This is a genomic window from Azospirillum sp. TSH20, assembly GCF_003115935.1.
In the GTDB taxonomy this organism is placed as follows: Bacteria; Pseudomonadota; Alphaproteobacteria; order Azospirillales; family Azospirillaceae; genus Azospirillum.
The window spans coordinates 20,006-34,495 of sequence record NZ_LGQU01000110.1 but is presented as its reverse complement, the minus strand read 5'-3'; the positions used below and the strand labels follow the sequence as shown (position 1 = coordinate 34,495).

At 67.2% G+C, this 14,490-nt stretch carries 15 protein-coding genes; 2 read left to right on the top strand and 13 right to left on the bottom strand.

What is annotated here, in order from left to right:
* Window positions 1-9: 9 nt before the first annotated feature.
* A complete protein-coding gene (locus TSH20_RS26760; RefSeq protein ID WP_247871487.1) occupies window positions 10-2,331 on the top strand; it encodes a tetratricopeptide repeat protein in 2,322 nt (773 codons plus the stop codon).
* A 5-nt stretch (window positions 2,332-2,336) separates the two neighbouring features.
* On the opposite strand, the gene TSH20_RS26755 is transcribed toward TSH20_RS26760, so the two are convergent.
* The 11 genes from TSH20_RS26755 to TSH20_RS26705 form a co-directional block, all read right to left on the bottom strand.
* Window positions 2,337-2,615: a hypothetical protein gene (locus TSH20_RS26755; protein WP_109156879.1), complete on the bottom strand. Its 279-nt coding sequence runs from the start codon at window positions 2,613-2,615 to the stop codon at window positions 2,337-2,339.
* Window positions 2,605-3,225 carry an RNA polymerase sigma factor gene (locus tag TSH20_RS26750; protein ID WP_247874544.1) on the bottom strand — a complete coding sequence of 207 codons (621 nt, stop codon included), beginning with the start codon at window positions 3,223-3,225 and terminating at the stop codon, window positions 2,605-2,607. The genes TSH20_RS26755 and TSH20_RS26750 overlap by 11 nt, the downstream gene beginning before the upstream one ends.
* A gap of 34 nt (window positions 3,226-3,259) precedes the next feature.
* Complete coding sequence (locus tag TSH20_RS26745; protein WP_109156881.1) at window positions 3,260-3,739, bottom strand: flagellar protein FliS; 480 nt, start codon at window positions 3,737-3,739, stop codon at window positions 3,260-3,262.
* A gap of 38 nt (window positions 3,740-3,777) precedes the next feature.
* Window positions 3,778-5,460 carry a flagellar filament capping protein FliD gene (gene fliD, locus TSH20_RS26740; RefSeq protein WP_109156882.1) on the bottom strand — a complete coding sequence of 561 codons (1,683 nt, stop codon included), beginning with the start codon at window positions 5,458-5,460 and terminating at the stop codon, window positions 3,778-3,780.
* 177 nt (window positions 5,461-5,637) lie between these two features.
* Window positions 5,638-6,462 carry a flagellin gene (locus tag TSH20_RS26735; protein ID WP_109156883.1) on the bottom strand — a complete coding sequence of 275 codons (825 nt, stop codon included), beginning with the start codon at window positions 6,460-6,462 and terminating at the stop codon, window positions 5,638-5,640.
* 121 nt (window positions 6,463-6,583) lie between these two features.
* Window positions 6,584-7,489, bottom strand: a complete 906-nt coding sequence (locus TSH20_RS26730; RefSeq protein ID WP_109156884.1) for a flagellin — start codon at window positions 7,487-7,489, stop codon at window positions 6,584-6,586.
* Window positions 7,490-7,500: 11 nt separating this feature from the next.
* Window positions 7,501-9,243 (bottom strand): flagellar hook-associated protein FlgK, encoded by a 1,743-nt coding sequence (gene flgK, locus TSH20_RS26725; protein ID WP_109156885.1) that lies wholly within the window; start codon window positions 9,241-9,243, stop codon window positions 7,501-7,503.
* A 29-nt stretch (window positions 9,244-9,272) separates the two neighbouring features.
* A complete protein-coding gene (locus TSH20_RS26720) occupies window positions 9,273-9,821 on the bottom strand; it encodes a hypothetical protein (RefSeq protein WP_109493002.1) in 549 nt (182 codons plus the stop codon).
* 221 nt (window positions 9,822-10,042) lie between these two features.
* Entirely contained in the window at window positions 10,043-10,300 is a 258-nt protein-coding gene (locus TSH20_RS26715) for a hypothetical protein (protein ID WP_109157433.1), read from the bottom strand.
* A 4-nt stretch (window positions 10,301-10,304) separates the two neighbouring features.
* Window positions 10,305-11,615, bottom strand: coding sequence for a flagellar hook protein FlgE (gene flgE, locus TSH20_RS26710; RefSeq protein ID WP_109157434.1), 1,311 nt, complete (start codon window positions 11,613-11,615; stop codon window positions 10,305-10,307).
* Window positions 11,616-11,650: 35 nt separating this feature from the next.
* Window positions 11,651-12,346: a flagellar hook capping FlgD N-terminal domain-containing protein gene (locus TSH20_RS26705; RefSeq protein WP_247871648.1), complete on the bottom strand. Its 696-nt coding sequence runs from the start codon at window positions 12,344-12,346 to the stop codon at window positions 11,651-11,653.
* A gap of 286 nt (window positions 12,347-12,632) precedes the next feature.
* On the opposite strand from TSH20_RS26705, the gene TSH20_RS35100 reads away from it, so the two are divergent.
* A complete protein-coding gene (locus TSH20_RS35100; RefSeq protein ID WP_158282066.1) occupies window positions 12,633-12,800 on the top strand; it encodes a hypothetical protein in 168 nt (55 codons plus the stop codon).
* A 70-nt stretch (window positions 12,801-12,870) separates the two neighbouring features.
* On the opposite strand, the gene TSH20_RS26695 is transcribed toward TSH20_RS35100, so the two are convergent.
* Complete coding sequence (locus TSH20_RS26695; protein WP_109157436.1) at window positions 12,871-13,278, bottom strand: hypothetical protein; 408 nt, start codon at window positions 13,276-13,278, stop codon at window positions 12,871-12,873.
* A gap of 293 nt (window positions 13,279-13,571) precedes the next feature.
* Complete coding sequence (locus TSH20_RS26690; protein WP_109157437.1) at window positions 13,572-14,477, bottom strand: SDR family oxidoreductase; 906 nt, start codon at window positions 14,475-14,477, stop codon at window positions 13,572-13,574.
* Window positions 14,478-14,490: the final 13 nt, after the last annotated feature.

The following is a 14,490-nucleotide window of genomic DNA, read 5'->3' as shown; positions in this document are numbered from 1 at the left end:
ATTGACGGAATGGCGACGACCATGGACGGGAACGCGACACGGCGTACCGACGGATTGCTGCGTCTTGCGGTCCAGCATCACAATGCCGGACAGAGCGAACGGGCGGAGCGGTTTTGCCGCGAGATCCTGCGAATCGACCCGACCCATGGCGATGCCGCCCATCTGCTGGGCCACATCGCCTATCAGGACGGGCGCAGGACCGACGCCACCCGGCTGTTCGACACCGCGGCGCGGTCCAATGCGCTGGTCGGCTCCTACCATCTGGCGCTCGGACAGGCGTTGATGGAGGAGGGGCGCGTGGCGGCCGCACTCGCCAGCGCCCGCCGGGCTCTCGCCGTCAATCCCGACGATGCCGCCGCGCTGTGCCTGCTGGGCTCCATCGCCGGGCGGCAGGGGCGGCCGGTCGTGGCATTGCGCTGCTACCGCGCTGCGGCGCGTCTGGTGCCGAACGCGGCCGAACCGCGGCTCGGCATGGGCCGCGCGCTGGAGGACCTGCGGCAGGCCGGACCTGCCATCGGCTGCTACCGTATGGCGGCAAAGCTGCGGCCGCAGGATGGCGCCACCCGCGTCGTGCTGGCCAACGCGCTGCGCCGTTGGGGTGCGATGGCGGAGGCTGCCGCCGCTTATCGGGACGCCATCGGGTTGGGCGCCGACAACGGATCGGTCTGGGCCAATCTGGGCGCCACGCTTCAGGGGCTGGGCCGGTTCGGCGAGGCTGAAGGCGCCTATGTCGAGGCTCTGCGCCGCGAGCCCGGCCATGCCGAGACCCGCAACAATCTGGGCCTGCTGCTGCATGCGCAGGGCCGCCATCAGGAGGCGCGGTCGCGGTTCCGCACCGCGCTGGTGCTCGACCCGTGCCATGTTCCGGCGCTCGTCAACCTGGGATTGGCGGACTCGGCGCTCGGGGACCATGGCGGTGCGGAGCGGTGGCAGCGTCGCGCCATCGCCCGCGAGCCCGGCCGGGCGGAGGCATGGAACAATCTGGGCAACGCCTGCAAGGCCCAGGGGCGGCGGGGGGAAGCCGAGCATTGCTGGAAACGCGCGCTGGCGCTGCACCCCGCCTTCGCCGATGCGCTGGGGAATCTCGGCGCCGACCTGTCGGACCGCGAAGCCTTTGGGCCGGCGGTGGTGCAGGTGCGCCGTGCCATCCGGCTGATGCCCGGCCATGCGCCGCTGCATGCCGTGCTGGCCTATGCGCTGAACGGTGCCCAGAGCCCGGTCGAGGCCGACGTCGCCTGCCGCAGGGCGCTGGCGCTGGCGCCGTCGCTGGCCGACCCGCTCTGCACCCTGGGGCTGGCGGAGCAACGCCAGGGGCGGGCCGACGCCGGCCGCTGGTTCGAGCGCGCCGTCGCCGCGGCGCCCGGCCATGCGCTGGCCCGCTTCAACCGCGGCCTGCTGTCGCTGGAACGCGGCGCACTGAGCGCCGGCTGGGCCGACTACGCCTTCCGCTTCAAGGCCGGGCGCGTGCGGCCGGAGCGGCGCTTCACCATCCCCGAATGGACGGGCGAGCCGCTGGACGGCAAGCGCCTGTTCGTCTGGCGCGAGCAGGGGGTGGGGGACGAGTTCCTGTTCGCCTCCTGCTATCCCGACCTGATCAGGATGGCCGGGCGGGTGGTGATCGAATGCGAACGCCGGCTGGTGCCGCTGTTCGCCCGCTCCTTCCCGAAGGCGACGGTGCGTGCCGAACAGCCGCCCTGCGGGCTGATGGAGGCGGAGACGGTCGATTGCGACTATCACATCCCGGCCGGCTCGGTCCCGCGCCTGCTGCGCGAGCGGCTGTCGAATTTTCCGGCACGGTCCTGCTGGCTGTTCGCCGACGGCAGCCGCGTCGCCGACTGGCGCGAGCGGCTGGATGGCGCGGGCGACGATCTGCGGGTCGGCATCAGCTGGCGCAGCCAGGTGATGACCGCCGACCGCCGCAGCGCCTATCTGCCGCTGGATGCCTGGGGACCACTCTTCGCGGTGCCCGGCGTCACCTTCGTGAACCTGCAGTATGACGACTGCCAGCGTGAAATCCTGGCGGCGGAACGGCGGTTCGGGCAGCCGATCTATGGCTGGACAGGGCTGGACCTGCGCGACGATTTCGAGGAGACGGCGGCGCTGGTGTCGGCGCTCGACCTCGTCATCGCGCCGGCCAATTCGGTGGCGGAGCTGGCCGGTGCGCTGGGAGTGCCGGTCTGGCGCTTCGGTCACCGGGATTGGACGCAGCTCGGCACCGCCGGGCGGCCCTGGTACCCCTCGATGCGCCTGTTCCAGCCGCTGGGCGGGCAGGGGCTTGAACAGGCGCTGGAGCGGATCGCGACGGAATTGCGGCGGGTGGCGGGGGGCTGACCGGCCTACATCAGCCGCGGCGGCTGATCGCCATCCTCGTCGAAGCTCCGGTTGGACGGCGGCAGGCGGAAGGCGGCGGCGAAGATGCGGTCGGCAAGGTCCGGGGGCGGGCGGTCTTCCGATTGCCCGAGCGCCAGTTCCATCGTCACCATTTCATCCAGCATCGCCTGCGCCTTGACCGAACGCAGAAGAAGGCGCCGCGCGTCCCTGGCCGCATCGGCTGGCCAGAGGGAGAGGTCGCCTCCGTAGCGATCGAGCCGATCGCGAAACTCCTCATCCGTCATCGAAGGAATCCCTGGCCGCCTGCGCACTGGCGCGCAGCAGCAGCCGGAGTTGCTGGCGCGCGCGTTTCAAAAGCGACTCTACAGCACCGACGCTGATTTGCATAACGGCGGCGATGTCGGCGTTGCTTAAATTCTCGTAATAAAACAGCGTCACGGCGGCGCGCTGCTGCGGGGTCAGCCTGTTCTGGGCATCCAAAAGGCGCGCGGCGACCTGCCGGCGGTGGATGGTGCTGACCGCGTCGGGGGCGCTGTCCGACGGCTCCGCCACGGTTTCCAGATCCTGGCCGACCGGCCGGCGCTTGTGGTCGATGCAGCGGTTCACCACCACGCGGTAAAGCCACGTCGTGAACCGGGCGCCGCCGTCGTCGCTCCATTGGGTGCGGCGCTGCCAGACCTGGAGGAAGGCGTCCTGCACGACATCCTCGGCCTCCGCCTCGTTGCCGGTCAGGCGGCGGGCCAGGGCATAGGTGCGTTTCAGGTGGCGATGCACCAGCCGCCGATAAGCCGTCTGGCTGCCGGCGCGGATTTGCGCCATCAGCGCTTCGTCGCCGTCCTCGTCCGCAGGCATGATGACGCCGGAGGCGGGACCCCGGCTCAGGTCCCCGGACATGGAGCGCCCGACGCTGGACTCCTCCCGCAGAAGGTCAAGCCGAGAGTCCGCCATTTGCATGATCCATCGTTCTCCCGACGACGGATGCATGCGACCCTTTGGCCGGCGCACCGACGACAGTGGATGGCCCGCCGCGTTCTGCGGCGATGGCCTGCCAGGCCTTCAGCATGAAGGACGTCTGGCGGATGAGCGAGTCACAGGCCGCAACCGGATCCTTCCGGCTGGCGGCGGCGCCCGCCTGCACGATCAGCCGGTGGTAGAACCGCCGAAGCGTCAGCGCGACATCCTTATTTTTGTCGAAAACCAGAATGGAATCAAGGCCTGCGAACACCATGACCGCATTTCGGATCGCAGTGTGGTGCGCTTCGAACCGGCGGTCCGCGGCGGCGTCGCGGGCGGCATACAGATGGGTCATCGCCCGCTCGTACAGCCGCACCACGGCGACCAGCGGCGGCACCGCGCTGTTGGCGACGGCGTAGGCATTCAGGGCTTTCGAATAGGCGGAATTACGCATGGCGCCAAATCCTCATCATTGAAGGACCGTGACCGCTGTCAGCTGTCGCTGCTGCTGTCGCTGTAGGTCAGCTGTTTCAGCAGAAGGGCCGCCGTCTCGGCCGCCGCCTCCAGCTTCGCGTAATAGGCGGTCAGGGTGCTGCGGTAGGTCTCGGCCTTGGTCTTGATGTCGGAGGACCGGCTTTCCAGCTCGCTGTCGCGGGTTTCCAGATCGTCGATGGCAGTCGCGAGGTCGCTGTCGTACTCCGCCGACGCATCGTCGATGACGCCGAACAGCTTGTCGGCCAGCCCTTGCGAGAAATCGATGTCGACGCTGCCGCTGTTGCCGGAATAGACCAGAACGATGCCTTCATAGGCGGTGCCGGTCGCACCGATGATGCGGTTGCCGCTGACGGTGAACAGGCTGCTGTCGCCGTCGACCGATGCAGAGGTCAGGTTCCCGTCGTCGCCGCGCACGATGTCCAGCGTGAAGGACAAAGCCGAAGCACTGTTGGTGTAGCGCAGCAACGACATCTGGCTGGACGAACTCGTCATGTTGAGGCCGAGCAACTGCTGGACCGAGTCGATGTTGCTGCTGAGGATGCTGTTCAGCGTGTCCTCGTCCAGTTCCAGCTCGTTGGAACTGTTGAAACTGATGCCGAGAGAAGCCATCGACAGCACCGTGCCGTCATCGGTGGTGATCGACGTGTTGAGGGCGCTGTTCACCGACCTGACGATCTGCCGCAGCAGGCTGTCGGAAAACAGCGTCGCGTCGCTGGACGCCGTGCCGTCGCTGGTCGTCGCCTGCTGCGTCAGCACGAAGTCGCGGTATTCGTTGTAGGCGTCGACGAAGCTGGTGATCGCCGACTTGATCGAGGACAGATCGGTCGACACCTCCATCGAGATCGCCGTGTCGGGGCTGGCGCTGTAGAGGTTCAGCGTCACGCCTTCGATGGCGTCGTCGATGGTGTTGGAAGCGCGGGTGATGGTGACGCCGTCGATCTCGACGATCGCATCCTGCACCGCGACCAGCTCGTTCTTGATGGTGCCGTCGCTGTCGGTCAGGCCGAGCGACGACAGGACGCCGTCGCCGCCGTCGGTCAGCGAAATGGCCTCGCCCGTGTTGTTGGAGGTCAGGATCAGCTGATAGCTGCTGTCGCTGACCTGCACGATGCTGGCGGTGACGCCGCTGGTGGATTTGTTGGCGTTGATGGCGTCGCGCAGGTCGGTCAGGCTGTCGTCGCTCTCCATCGCGATGGTGACGGCGCTGCCGTCGGCCGCCTGGAGCGTAAAGCTGCCGGAATAGCCCAGCGCATCGGTCTTGCTGCCGACGGCGTCCGCCGCGATCTTGTGCTTGGTGGCGAGCTGCTGCACCACGACCGAATAGGTGCCGACCTCCGTATCGTCGTCCACCGTGGCGCTGAACACGTCGTCGTCGCCGACATATGCGGTCCGCTGCCCGAACAGGTTGGAGGACGCGCCGGTGGAAACGCTGCGGTTGCGCAGCCCGTCGATGGCGTCGTTGACCGCCTGCAGTTTGTCCTGCAGGTCGGTGTAGGCGGTGATCTTCGCCTCGTTCGCCGTGATCTTGGTGTCGATCCGGTCGGCCTTCGCCAGCCTCTCATTGACCTTCGCCTCGATCAGGGTGGCATAATCGATGCCGGTGCCCGAATCGCTGGAAGACAGGGCGGAATAGCCGGTGCTCGCGGCCGTGCTGGACGTGGTGGAGCTGACCGTTGTCATTGCAGAACTCTCCCGGCTCCAGCCGCCCGGCGGGCGGCGGATGGCACGGTCGTGAAGAGGTCATGACCGTGAATTCCATGGCGCTGATGACGAGAGGAAAACGGCCGCCGGCGACGCGCCCCACGAGTGTGTGAGGCTGTGCGGGACGCGCGCCCCCGCCAGCGGCCCTACGAACCGTCAGCGGAGAAGGGAGAGCAAATTCTCCGGCATCGAGTTCGCTTGGGACAGCACCGCGATGGCGGCCTGGGTCAGGACTTTTTCCGACGACAGTTTCGACTGCTCCTCGGCCACGTCGACGTCCATGATGGCGGACTGCGCGGCCTCGGTGTTCTCGATGGTCGTGTCGATCATGTCGCTGCGGAATTCGAAGCGCGAGATCAGTGCTCCGACGTCGGCGCGGGCGTCCGACAGGGTGGTCACCGCGGTGTCCAGCGCCGTCAGCGCTGCGGCCGCGGTGGCCGATGTGCCGACATCAAGCGCGTTGATGCCCAGCCCTGTCGTGGTGACGCCGGCGATCTGCACGGTGATGTTGTCGTTCGAGGTGGTGCCGACGCGGAAGTTCACTCCCGACGCCCAGTTGGTCGAACCATCGAGCAGCGATTCGTCGTTGAAGCGGGTGCCCGACGCGATGCCGTCGATTTCGTCCTGCAGCTGCTGGAACTCGGCGTCGAGATAGGAACGCTCGTTGTCGGTGACCGAGCCGGACAGCGATTGCGTGGCCAGCGAGCGCATGCGCTGCACGATGTCGGAAATGCTGGACATGCCGCCGTCGGCGGTCTGCAGGATCGACGACCCATGCGAGGCGTTGGTGGCCGCCTGGTTCAGCACCGTGATGTCCGACTGCAGCGAGGTGCCGACGGCGAGGCCGGCGGCGTCGTCCGACGCCTTGGTGATGCGCGAACCGCTGGCGATCTTCGAGACCGAATCCGACTGGTTGGTCGAGTTGATGTTCAGGTAGCGAAGGGCCGAATTGGAAGCCGTGTTGGTCGAGATGACGGGCATGATGTGGTCTCCTGATCGAACCGGGCCGTTTCGGCGACCCTCACTGGGACTCACGGGGCAAGCGGCGAAAGCTGGCGGGATTTTTCGATCGGGTTGGCGCTTTTTTTCGCCGCTCCTGCGGTCACAGGTATTTGGACAGGTTGTCCTCTTCGAGGATCTTCATCAGGCTCATGGTCGCCTCCAGCGAGGCCTGGAGCTGCGACAGTCTGGTGGTGGATTCCGCCAGATCGACGCTGCGGATGTCCTCCACCTGGGTTTGCAGCACCAGCTGTTCGTCGACATGGCGGTCGATGGTGTTCTCCAGCGAGGAGCTGGCGGCACCCAGCTTGGCCTGCACGATCGACAGGCCGTCGGTGGCGTCGGAGGCGAGCTGCGTCGCCTCGGCCAGAAGATCGTCGTCCACAGGGTCGGTCGACATGTTGGCGATCAGGCTGAAGGCGCGCAGGGCCTTTTCAAAAGCCGGCTGATCGGCGGTGACGCCATAGGACAGCACGAAGTCGTCGGCTGCCTGGAAGTGGGCGACGGTGGAATCTCCCTGGTAATAGCCGGTGTCGGCGCTCGACGGGTAGGTCGCGGCGGTGTAGCTGTCGAGGTCGACCGCCTGCTGGTCGGTGCGTCCGCCGGCGAAAAGATAGCGGCCGTCCTGCTGGGTGTTCAGCAGCCCGCCGAATTCCTGCATCAGCTGGGCCGATTCCGCCACCACGCCTTCGACGCCGGCCGCGTTGTCGCCCTGTAGGCCGGTGATCAGCGCGCTGAGGCGGGAGGTCAGGTCCGACATGCCGCCGACGGCGTCGTACATCGACTGGATGCGGCCGTTCACGACCTCGCCCTCGTCGATATACTGTTCGAGCCGGCGGTAATGGCTTTCGAGGTTGACCAGCCGGCCGCTGTCCGACGCGATGCCCTTGTAGTCGGTGGAGTTCAGCCCCGACGCCGAGCGGACCTGTTCCGCGGCCACCTTGGCCTCGGCCTTCATCATGTATTGGACGAGCGTGTTCTGATGGTTGTAGGTCGCGACCCGTTCCATCGCGGTCTCCTCTACTGGACCATGTCGAGCGCCGTGCTGAACATCTCCTGCAGCGTCTTCATGACCGCGGCTGCGGCCTCGTAGGCGGATTGCAGGGTGGAGATCGCGGCGGTCTCCTCGTCGACATTCACGCCGCTCCGCGACGAGAAGGTCGATTCGAGGCTGCTGGTGTAGCTGTTCTGGCTGTCGTAGGCGGCGGACGCCGTGTCGGCGAGCGTCGCCGCCCCCTGGATCACCGCGCCGGCATAGCCGGCGAAGGTCGTGCTGCGGGCGCTCAAACCACCGGCGGCATCGAGGTCGTAGCTGGTGGAAAAGGCCGCCGACAGCGCCTGCGCCACCGATCCCCCGCCGCTGGTCAGCACCGTGTCGCCGGCGGTCAGCCCGCTGGTGGAGGACAGGGCGCCGGTCGCGAGCAGGCTGCTGTCGCTGGCGATGCGGGTCGTGACCTTGATGTCGGAGGCGCCGGTGCCGGTCAGCAGGTCGTTCATGCCGTAGGTATCGGAGAAGGCGCCGTTATCGCCGCCGAGCGCGATGCCGTTGCTGGAATCGGTGGCGGATATCACCAGCTTGCCGTCGGCGGAGATCGAGGCGGACGCATTGCTCATCGTGTTGATGGCGTCGACCACATCCTGCAGCGTCGACATGGTCGCCAGGTCGATGTCGAGGACCTCCGCCGCCGTGCCGCTGCTGTCGGTGACGGCGACGCGCAGCGTTCCGCCGGTCACCTTCAGCGCGTCGCTGGCCGAGACGGTCTCGGTGCCGGTCAGGCTTTGCGGGGCGGGGTAGGAGGTGCCCTGGTTCTGGATGGCGTTCAGCGTATCCATCAGGGTGGTCGCCAGTTCGTCCAGGCTCGCCTGCTGTGCTGGCAGGTCGGTGTCGCGCAACTGCACCAGGGCACCCAGCGTTCCACCCAGCGAGGAGCCGGTGACGTCGGTGCCGTTCAGCATGATGCCGGCAAATCCACTGCTGCCGCTGGCGCTGTAGACCGTTCTGGCGCTGACCGAGGCGGCCGGCGTGTAGGACAGTTCATGCACCTTGCTGTCGAGCAGCGACTTGCCCGACGCGGTGGAGATGCGCATCAGCCCGCTGTCGTCGACCTGATAGGTCAAGTCGATGTTGGTCGCCAGGCTCTTCAGCGCGGTGTTGCGCTGGTCTTCCAGGTCGGTGACGTTCTGGCCCAGCGCCTTGCCCTTGACGATCTGGTCGTTCAGGGAATCGATGCTGTTCAGCGTCTCGTTGATGCTGTCGACCGTGCTGGCGATCCCGTCGTCCGCCTGGGCGCGCAGCGATTGGATGGATGAGGAGGTGCTGCGCAGCGACTCCGCCAGATCCGAGAGGTCCTGCACGGTGGCGGCCTTGGCGCTCTCGCTTTCGGGGGAGGTGGCGAGCGTGCCCAGCGTGTCGGCCAGCGCGTCGATCATCGAACCGATGTCGGTGCCGCCGCTGTCGTCGTCGCTGACGCTGCCGAAGGTGGACTGCATCTGGTCGAGATAGCTGTTGCGGGTGTCGGCGTAGCCGAGGTCCGATTGCGCCGCGACCAGGGTCTTCAGCAGATAGCGGTCGACGTTGCTGCTGACGGCGGTGACGTCGACGCTGGAGATGTTGGTGCCGGTGCTGCGCGTGACATTGGAGGCGGTCTTGCGGGTGTAGCCGTCGGTGTCGGCATTGGCGACGTTGGAGGAGGCGACGGCGATCCCGACCTCGGACGTGCGCAGCGCCGACGTGGCGATTGAACCGGCGACGCGAAGCGACATGGCGGTTTCCTCCCCTGTGTTGCCTGCCGTCAGGCCGTCAGGCCGACGACATGGCCGGTGGTGCGCGTCGCCACGCGTGCGCCGTAGCGCCCCGCAGCGCCATAGGCGACGCCATAGACGCCGGCCGGCGCGGTTGACGCGGCGCGCAGGGCGGCGCCGATGGCGTTCTGGCGGGCGCGGTGCACCATGATCTGCGCCTCGATCTCCCGCATGCGGGCGGCCAGCGACGGCAGCACGCGGTCGGCGGCGGCCTTCGCGGCGCCGCGCACGGTGGGGGCGACGCGCTTGCTGCGGGTCTGCGCCAGCGCATCGTCCAAACGGTCCTTCCAGGTCCGCAGCAGAGTCTGCATGTCGCCGGCCGCCAGCAGCGCGTCGCGCGGCCGTCCCTCGCGCACGGCAGCCTCGGCACGCGCCGCGCTGCGGTCCAGTTCGGCGACGAAGGCCTCCAGCACCTCCACCGCGTCGACGCGGAGGACGATGGTGGGGGAGGCGGGTTCGGCGGGGTGGGTGGGCGCCTGCGCCTTGGTCAGGACGGGCTTCGGCGGGGCCGGCTTGCGCAGGGTCTGCTTGAGCGCCATGGCGATAGCTCCGGGTGTTGGATGTCTGGTTCCACGGCGGATGGGGGGAAAGCTGGCGGGGAATTTTTGGGGGAGTGTCGGCTTCGATTGCCCCCTCCCCGACCCTCCCCCGCTTTGCGGGAGAGGGTGCCTTATGCGAAACGGCGGCAGTTCCCTCCCCCGCCCAGCGGGGGAGGGTCAGGGTGGGGGTATTCGAAGCCGACGCCCATCCGCCCAACGGCTCACCGCCGTGCCGCCATCGCCCGCCCATAGGCGCTCATCGCAGCATTCGCGACCCGTCCGCGGTGGATCCGCGCTCCAAGTGCGCGCTTCTCCAAATCGAGGCCGTCGATCAGTGCGATCAGGTCGTCGGCCATCGCCAGCCGTTCGGCCCGCGTGGTCGGGCGCGCCAGCAAGGCCCGCGCCTGCACCACCAGCCGCCGATGGTCCAGCAGCAGGGCTTCGGCGCGGGCGAACCCGTCGTCCGGTGCGGCGGTCATGGCGTCACCGCTTCATCGAAATCAGCGTGTCCAGCATGTCCTGCGCCGTCGTCATCACCTTGGATGCGGCGGAATAGGCCTGCTGGGCGACGATCATGCGGCTGAACTCGTCGGTCAGTTCCACCGTGGAGCTTTCCAGCGAACTCGCCTCGATCTCGCCGGCGGCGCCGTCGCCGGCAGTGCGCAGCTGGTAATTGCCGGATTCGTAGGTCTGGGTGAAGGTGGTTCCGCTCTCGCTCTCCAACCCGTCGGCGTTGGCGAAGGTCGCGATGGGAATCTGGTAGATCGCCCGCGTCTCGCCATTGTCGAAGGTGGCGCGGACCACACCGCTGCTGTCGATGGTGGTGCCGGTCAGCGTGCCGGGTTCATAGCCGTCTCCGGTGGCCGTCCAGTCGCCGATGGCGGCGGTGTCCTCGCCCGACGCATACTGCGTCAGCCCGGTCGTGCTGTCGGCGCTGCCGAGATTCATCGACACGCTGCTATCGCTGGCGCCGGTGGTCCAGCCGCCGACCGAAAAGCTGATGGCCGACGGATCGACGCTGGTCGTGGTGCCGCTGCTGTCGGTCTGGGTGGCGCCGGCCAGCGAGCCGTCGCTGTTGAAGGTGATGGAGATCGGGAAGCCGGAGATCGTGCCGGTGGTGGTGGTGCCGTCGGCGGAGCTGGTCGGGTCCGATGCGCTGAGCGACCATGTGTTATCGGCCGTCTTGCTCCAGGTCATCGTCACCGAATGGCTGTTGCCCAGCGCGTCGAACAGCTCGACGTCGGTGGTGAAGCTGTCGCCGGTCTCGGCGTCGGAGGGCAGATTGGCCTCGATGTCCAGCGTCGAGGTCGCCTTGGGCGTGCCCTTGATGCTGGTGAGGTTGATCGCCTCCAGGCTGTCGGTCGAGGTCTTGTTGCCGGCCTTGACGGTGCCGTCGTCGCCGACCGCCCACCCGTAGAGGTAATAGCCCTCCGAATTGACCAGATTGCCGTTGGAATCGGTGGAGAAGGAGCCGTTGCGGGTGAAATAGGTGCCGCCGTCCGTTGTCTCGTCCGACACCACGAAGAATCCGTCGCCGTTGACGGCCATGTTGGTGGTGGTCGCCGACGACTGGATTTCGCCCTGGCGGCTGACGCTGCGGGTGTTGGACGCGATGACGCCGCCGACCTGCTCGTCCACCGTGGTGGTCTTGTTGATGTAGGAGGTGAACTCCGTCACCGTGCCCTTGAAGCCGGTGGTGCTGGAATTGGCGATATTGCTGGAGATGCTGGCGAGCGCCTTGCTCTGGGCGGTCAGCCCGGACGTGGCGCTGTACATCGCGCTGGTGAGGCTCATGGCGGCACCTGTCTTTCGAATTGTCCGGGAGAGGGTCAGGAGAGTGTCAGCACCTTGTCGGCCGACAGGCTGACGCCGCCGACAGTCAGCACCGCCGTACCGCTGGAGCTGTCGACCGCGGTCACGGTGCCCTTGAAGCGGGTGGTGGTGTCGATGGCATTGCCGCTGGCGTCGAGCGCGGTCACCGACAGGGTGTAGGTGCCGCTGCTGTAGCTCTTGCCGTCGGTGCCGATGCCGTCCCAGGTCACTTCGTGCGTGCCGGCGGCGGTGGAGGAGCTGACGTCGCTGTAGACGGTGTTGCCGTCGGAATCGGTGATGGTCAGCTTGACCGAGGACGCGGCGGACTCGAGGTCGTATTCCCAGGTCGCCTCGCCGTCCTGCAACGGCGTGGTGGAGCCTTCGGCCTCGACGGTGTGGCCGTAGTAGTTGACGGCGCTGCTGCCGGACCCGAGCGCGGTGGAGAGCGAGCTGCTGAGGTCGGACACCGTGCTGGTCAGCGTGTCGAGCTTGTCGCCGATCGACATCTGCTGTTCCAGCGAGGCGAGCTGGACCAGCTGGGTGGTATAGGTGCTGGCGTCCACCGGGTTGGTCGGGTCCTGCACCTCCAGCTGCTTCAGCAGCAGGGTCAGGAAGGACTGGTAATTGTCGACCAGCGAGGCGGACGAACTGCTCGACGCCGAACTGCTCGTCGTGGTCGTCGCGGATGTAGAGCTGACAGAATCGACCAGCATCGCCTTCTCCACCCAATCGCGGCCCGTTCGCGGAATCCGGGCGGGATTTCGCGGCGGTTCAGGCCGATGGCTCTTCGGGATGGGCGGCGGGCTGGCGCCGCCCCGTTCGTTCTGTGGCTATCCACGGAACGGCCGGCGAAAGCTGGCGCGGATTTTTTCAAAAAAATGCGGTGGACAGGAAAAGGGCCCCGGCGGGCCATGGCGGCCATCTGCGGTGGAGGGCCGGAACCGGCATCACGCTTTGCCGGTTGGGGATTGTATCCTCAACTGTCCCAGGGAGCCGTCCATGTCCGGCACGAAAGAGCGGAATCAGGAACAGGACCGGCGCACGGATCGAGATCCGGCCGCACCCGGCGAAGGCGGCGGCGCGGTGCCGCGCACGACCGAGGAAAACAAGAAGGCCGCCGAGGGCGAGCGCTTCGAGAAGGCTCCCAATCCGGGACATCCGGTCTAACGCCGGCTTGCTCGTCCCCGACTGGCCCGCCCTCAGATCGCTCGCCCCAAGAAGGCACTGGCGGTGCGGATTACTCCGCGGCCGTCAGCGCCGGCGTTGCGGCCTGCGTCTGCTTGCCGGAGCGGAAAACCAGCAGGGTGAAGAGCCCGAGCGCGCCCAGCAGCAACAGCGCGCTGACCGCGGCGACCGGCTCGAACGCGGTATAGCCGAGATGCAGGGCGGCGACGGCGACGGTCAGGAAGGCCGTGCCGACGCACCAGACGACGATCTGCGTCATCGCCAGACGGCTGGTCTCCAACGCCGGATGCAGCCGGTAATAGACGCCGAACAGGAAGAGCGACACCCAGCCCAGCAGGTTGAGGTGGGCATGGGCCGGCATCAGGCTGTGGTCCTGCGATGCGGCCATTCCAATCCCCATGCCGATACCGGCAAGTGCGAACAGGCAGGCCGCCCTGAAACTTGTGGATGAGGTTTTCATTGCTCTTGTCTCCAATCACCGTCCCCGTGAAGGTTCGTATTCGAACGATGTCAGAGCACTCAAATGCTGTCCATGGAAAAACCGTCCATAACCTTTGGATCAGGCGGGCGGATATTTTAAAATATCGGATCTCGACTGAGATACTGCCCGGGGTCGAAGTCGCAGGATGCGTCAATGACCCGTATTTGGAATAGTGGGCCGCCGTCCGTTCTTTCATCGGCGTCGTCGCCGTGCTCCAGGGCCAGCCGGTCGATACGGATCGGATCGACCGGCTGGCCCTGGCCGACAACATTTCAGGAGGCGCCGAAGTCATTGGGGTGCATCAGATCGGCGAAGCCGACGCGATGCAGGAATTCCGCACGCACCCGGTCGATCACCGCGTAGGCGACCGCCGAACCGTCGTTGGCCGGATCAACCACCACGCGGAACGGCCTCTTGCCGAACGGCGCATTCACCACACCGACGACGGTGTCGGCGACCTGCTTGGGATCCGCGGTTTCCGGCACGGTCGCGGCGAGCGCCTTCAGCATCCCGTCCGCGAAACCCGAGGGCAGACCCGCCTCGTAGTCCGCCGCAAGGGCCTTATCGTCGGGGGCGCCCGCATGGGCGAAGTGGTTTGTTCCCCTGGTGAAGGCGCCGGGAACGATGATCGATGTCTCGATGCCGAATGGGGCCAGTTCGCGCGCGTAGCAGACCGCCAGGGCGTCCATGCCGGCCTTGGCCGCGAAGTAGGGGCCGAGCATCGGCGGGACACCGCCGGCGGCACTGCTGCTGCCGATCCACACCACCAATCCCCGCCGTGCCTTGCGCATGTGCGGCAGGGCGGCCCGGTTGACGCGCTGGGTGCCGAGCACGTTCACGTCGTAAAGCGCGGCGAGCTGTTCGGGTGTGAATGCCTCGCTCGGCCCCCACACCATATGCCCGGCATTGTGGATCAGGACGTCGAGCCGGCCATGCTCCGCGATGATGGTCTCGACGGCCGATCGCGCCGATGCGTCGGACTGCACGTCGAGTTCGACCGTCCGCAAATCCACCTTGCGGTCCCGCGCATAGGCCGCGACCTCGGCGGCCTGATCCGCATTCCTGCCGCTCAGCCCGCGCATCGACGCGTAGACGATATGCCCCGACGCGGCCAGGGCGTTGGCCATCAGGCGGCCGAAGCCGCTCGATGCGCCGGTGATGAGAATGACCTGTGTCATGCCGTCCGCTCCC

Excerpts from the sequence above, each read along its gene's own strand:
- TSH20_RS26750 (WP_247874544.1), bottom strand. The coding sequence starts at position 3,225 with ATGTCCGGGGACCTGAGCCGGGGTCCCGCCTCCGGCGTCATCATGCCT.
- TSH20_RS26730 (WP_109156884.1), bottom strand. The coding sequence starts at position 7,489 with ATGGAACGGGTCGCGACCTACAACCATCAGAACACGCTCGTCCAATAC.
- TSH20_RS26715 (WP_109157433.1), bottom strand. The coding sequence starts at position 10,300 with ATGACCGCCGCACCGGACGACGGGTTCGCCCGCGCCGAAGCCCTGCTG.
- TSH20_RS26745 (WP_109156881.1), bottom strand. The coding sequence starts at position 3,739 with ATGCGTAATTCCGCCTATTCGAAAGCCCTGAATGCCTACGCCGTCGCC.
- TSH20_RS26690 (WP_109157437.1), bottom strand. The coding sequence starts at position 14,477 with ATGACACAGGTCATTCTCATCACCGGCGCATCGAGCGGCTTCGGCCGC.
- TSH20_RS26695 (WP_109157436.1), bottom strand. The coding sequence starts at position 13,278 with ATGAAAACCTCATCCACAAGTTTCAGGGCGGCCTGCCTGTTCGCACTT.
- TSH20_RS26735 (WP_109156883.1), bottom strand. The coding sequence starts at position 6,462 with ATGCCCGTCATCTCGACCAACACGGCTTCCAATTCGGCCCTTCGCTAC.
- fliD (WP_109156882.1), bottom strand. The coding sequence starts at position 5,460 with ATGACAACGGTCAGCTCCACCACGTCCAGCACGGCCGCGAGCACCGGC.
- TSH20_RS35100 (WP_158282066.1), top strand. The coding sequence starts at position 12,633 with ATGTCCGGCACGAAAGAGCGGAATCAGGAACAGGACCGGCGCACGGAT.
- TSH20_RS26760 (WP_247871487.1), top strand. The coding sequence starts at position 10 with ATGGCGACGACCATGGACGGGAACGCGACACGGCGTACCGACGGATTG.
- TSH20_RS26720 (WP_109493002.1), bottom strand. The coding sequence starts at position 9,821 with ATGGCGCTCAAGCAGACCCTGCGCAAGCCGGCCCCGCCGAAGCCCGTC.
- flgK (WP_109156885.1), bottom strand. The coding sequence starts at position 9,243 with ATGTCGCTTCGCGTCGCCGGTTCAATCGCCACGTCGGCGCTGCGCACG.
- TSH20_RS26755 (WP_109156879.1), bottom strand. The coding sequence starts at position 2,615 with ATGACGGATGAGGAGTTTCGCGATCGGCTCGATCGCTACGGAGGCGAC.
- TSH20_RS26705 (WP_247871648.1), bottom strand. The coding sequence starts at position 12,346 with ATGCTGGTCGATTCTGTCAGCTCTACATCCGCGACGACCACGACGAGC.
- flgE (WP_109157434.1), bottom strand. The coding sequence starts at position 11,615 with ATGAGCCTCACCAGCGCGATGTACAGCGCCACGTCCGGGCTGACCGCC.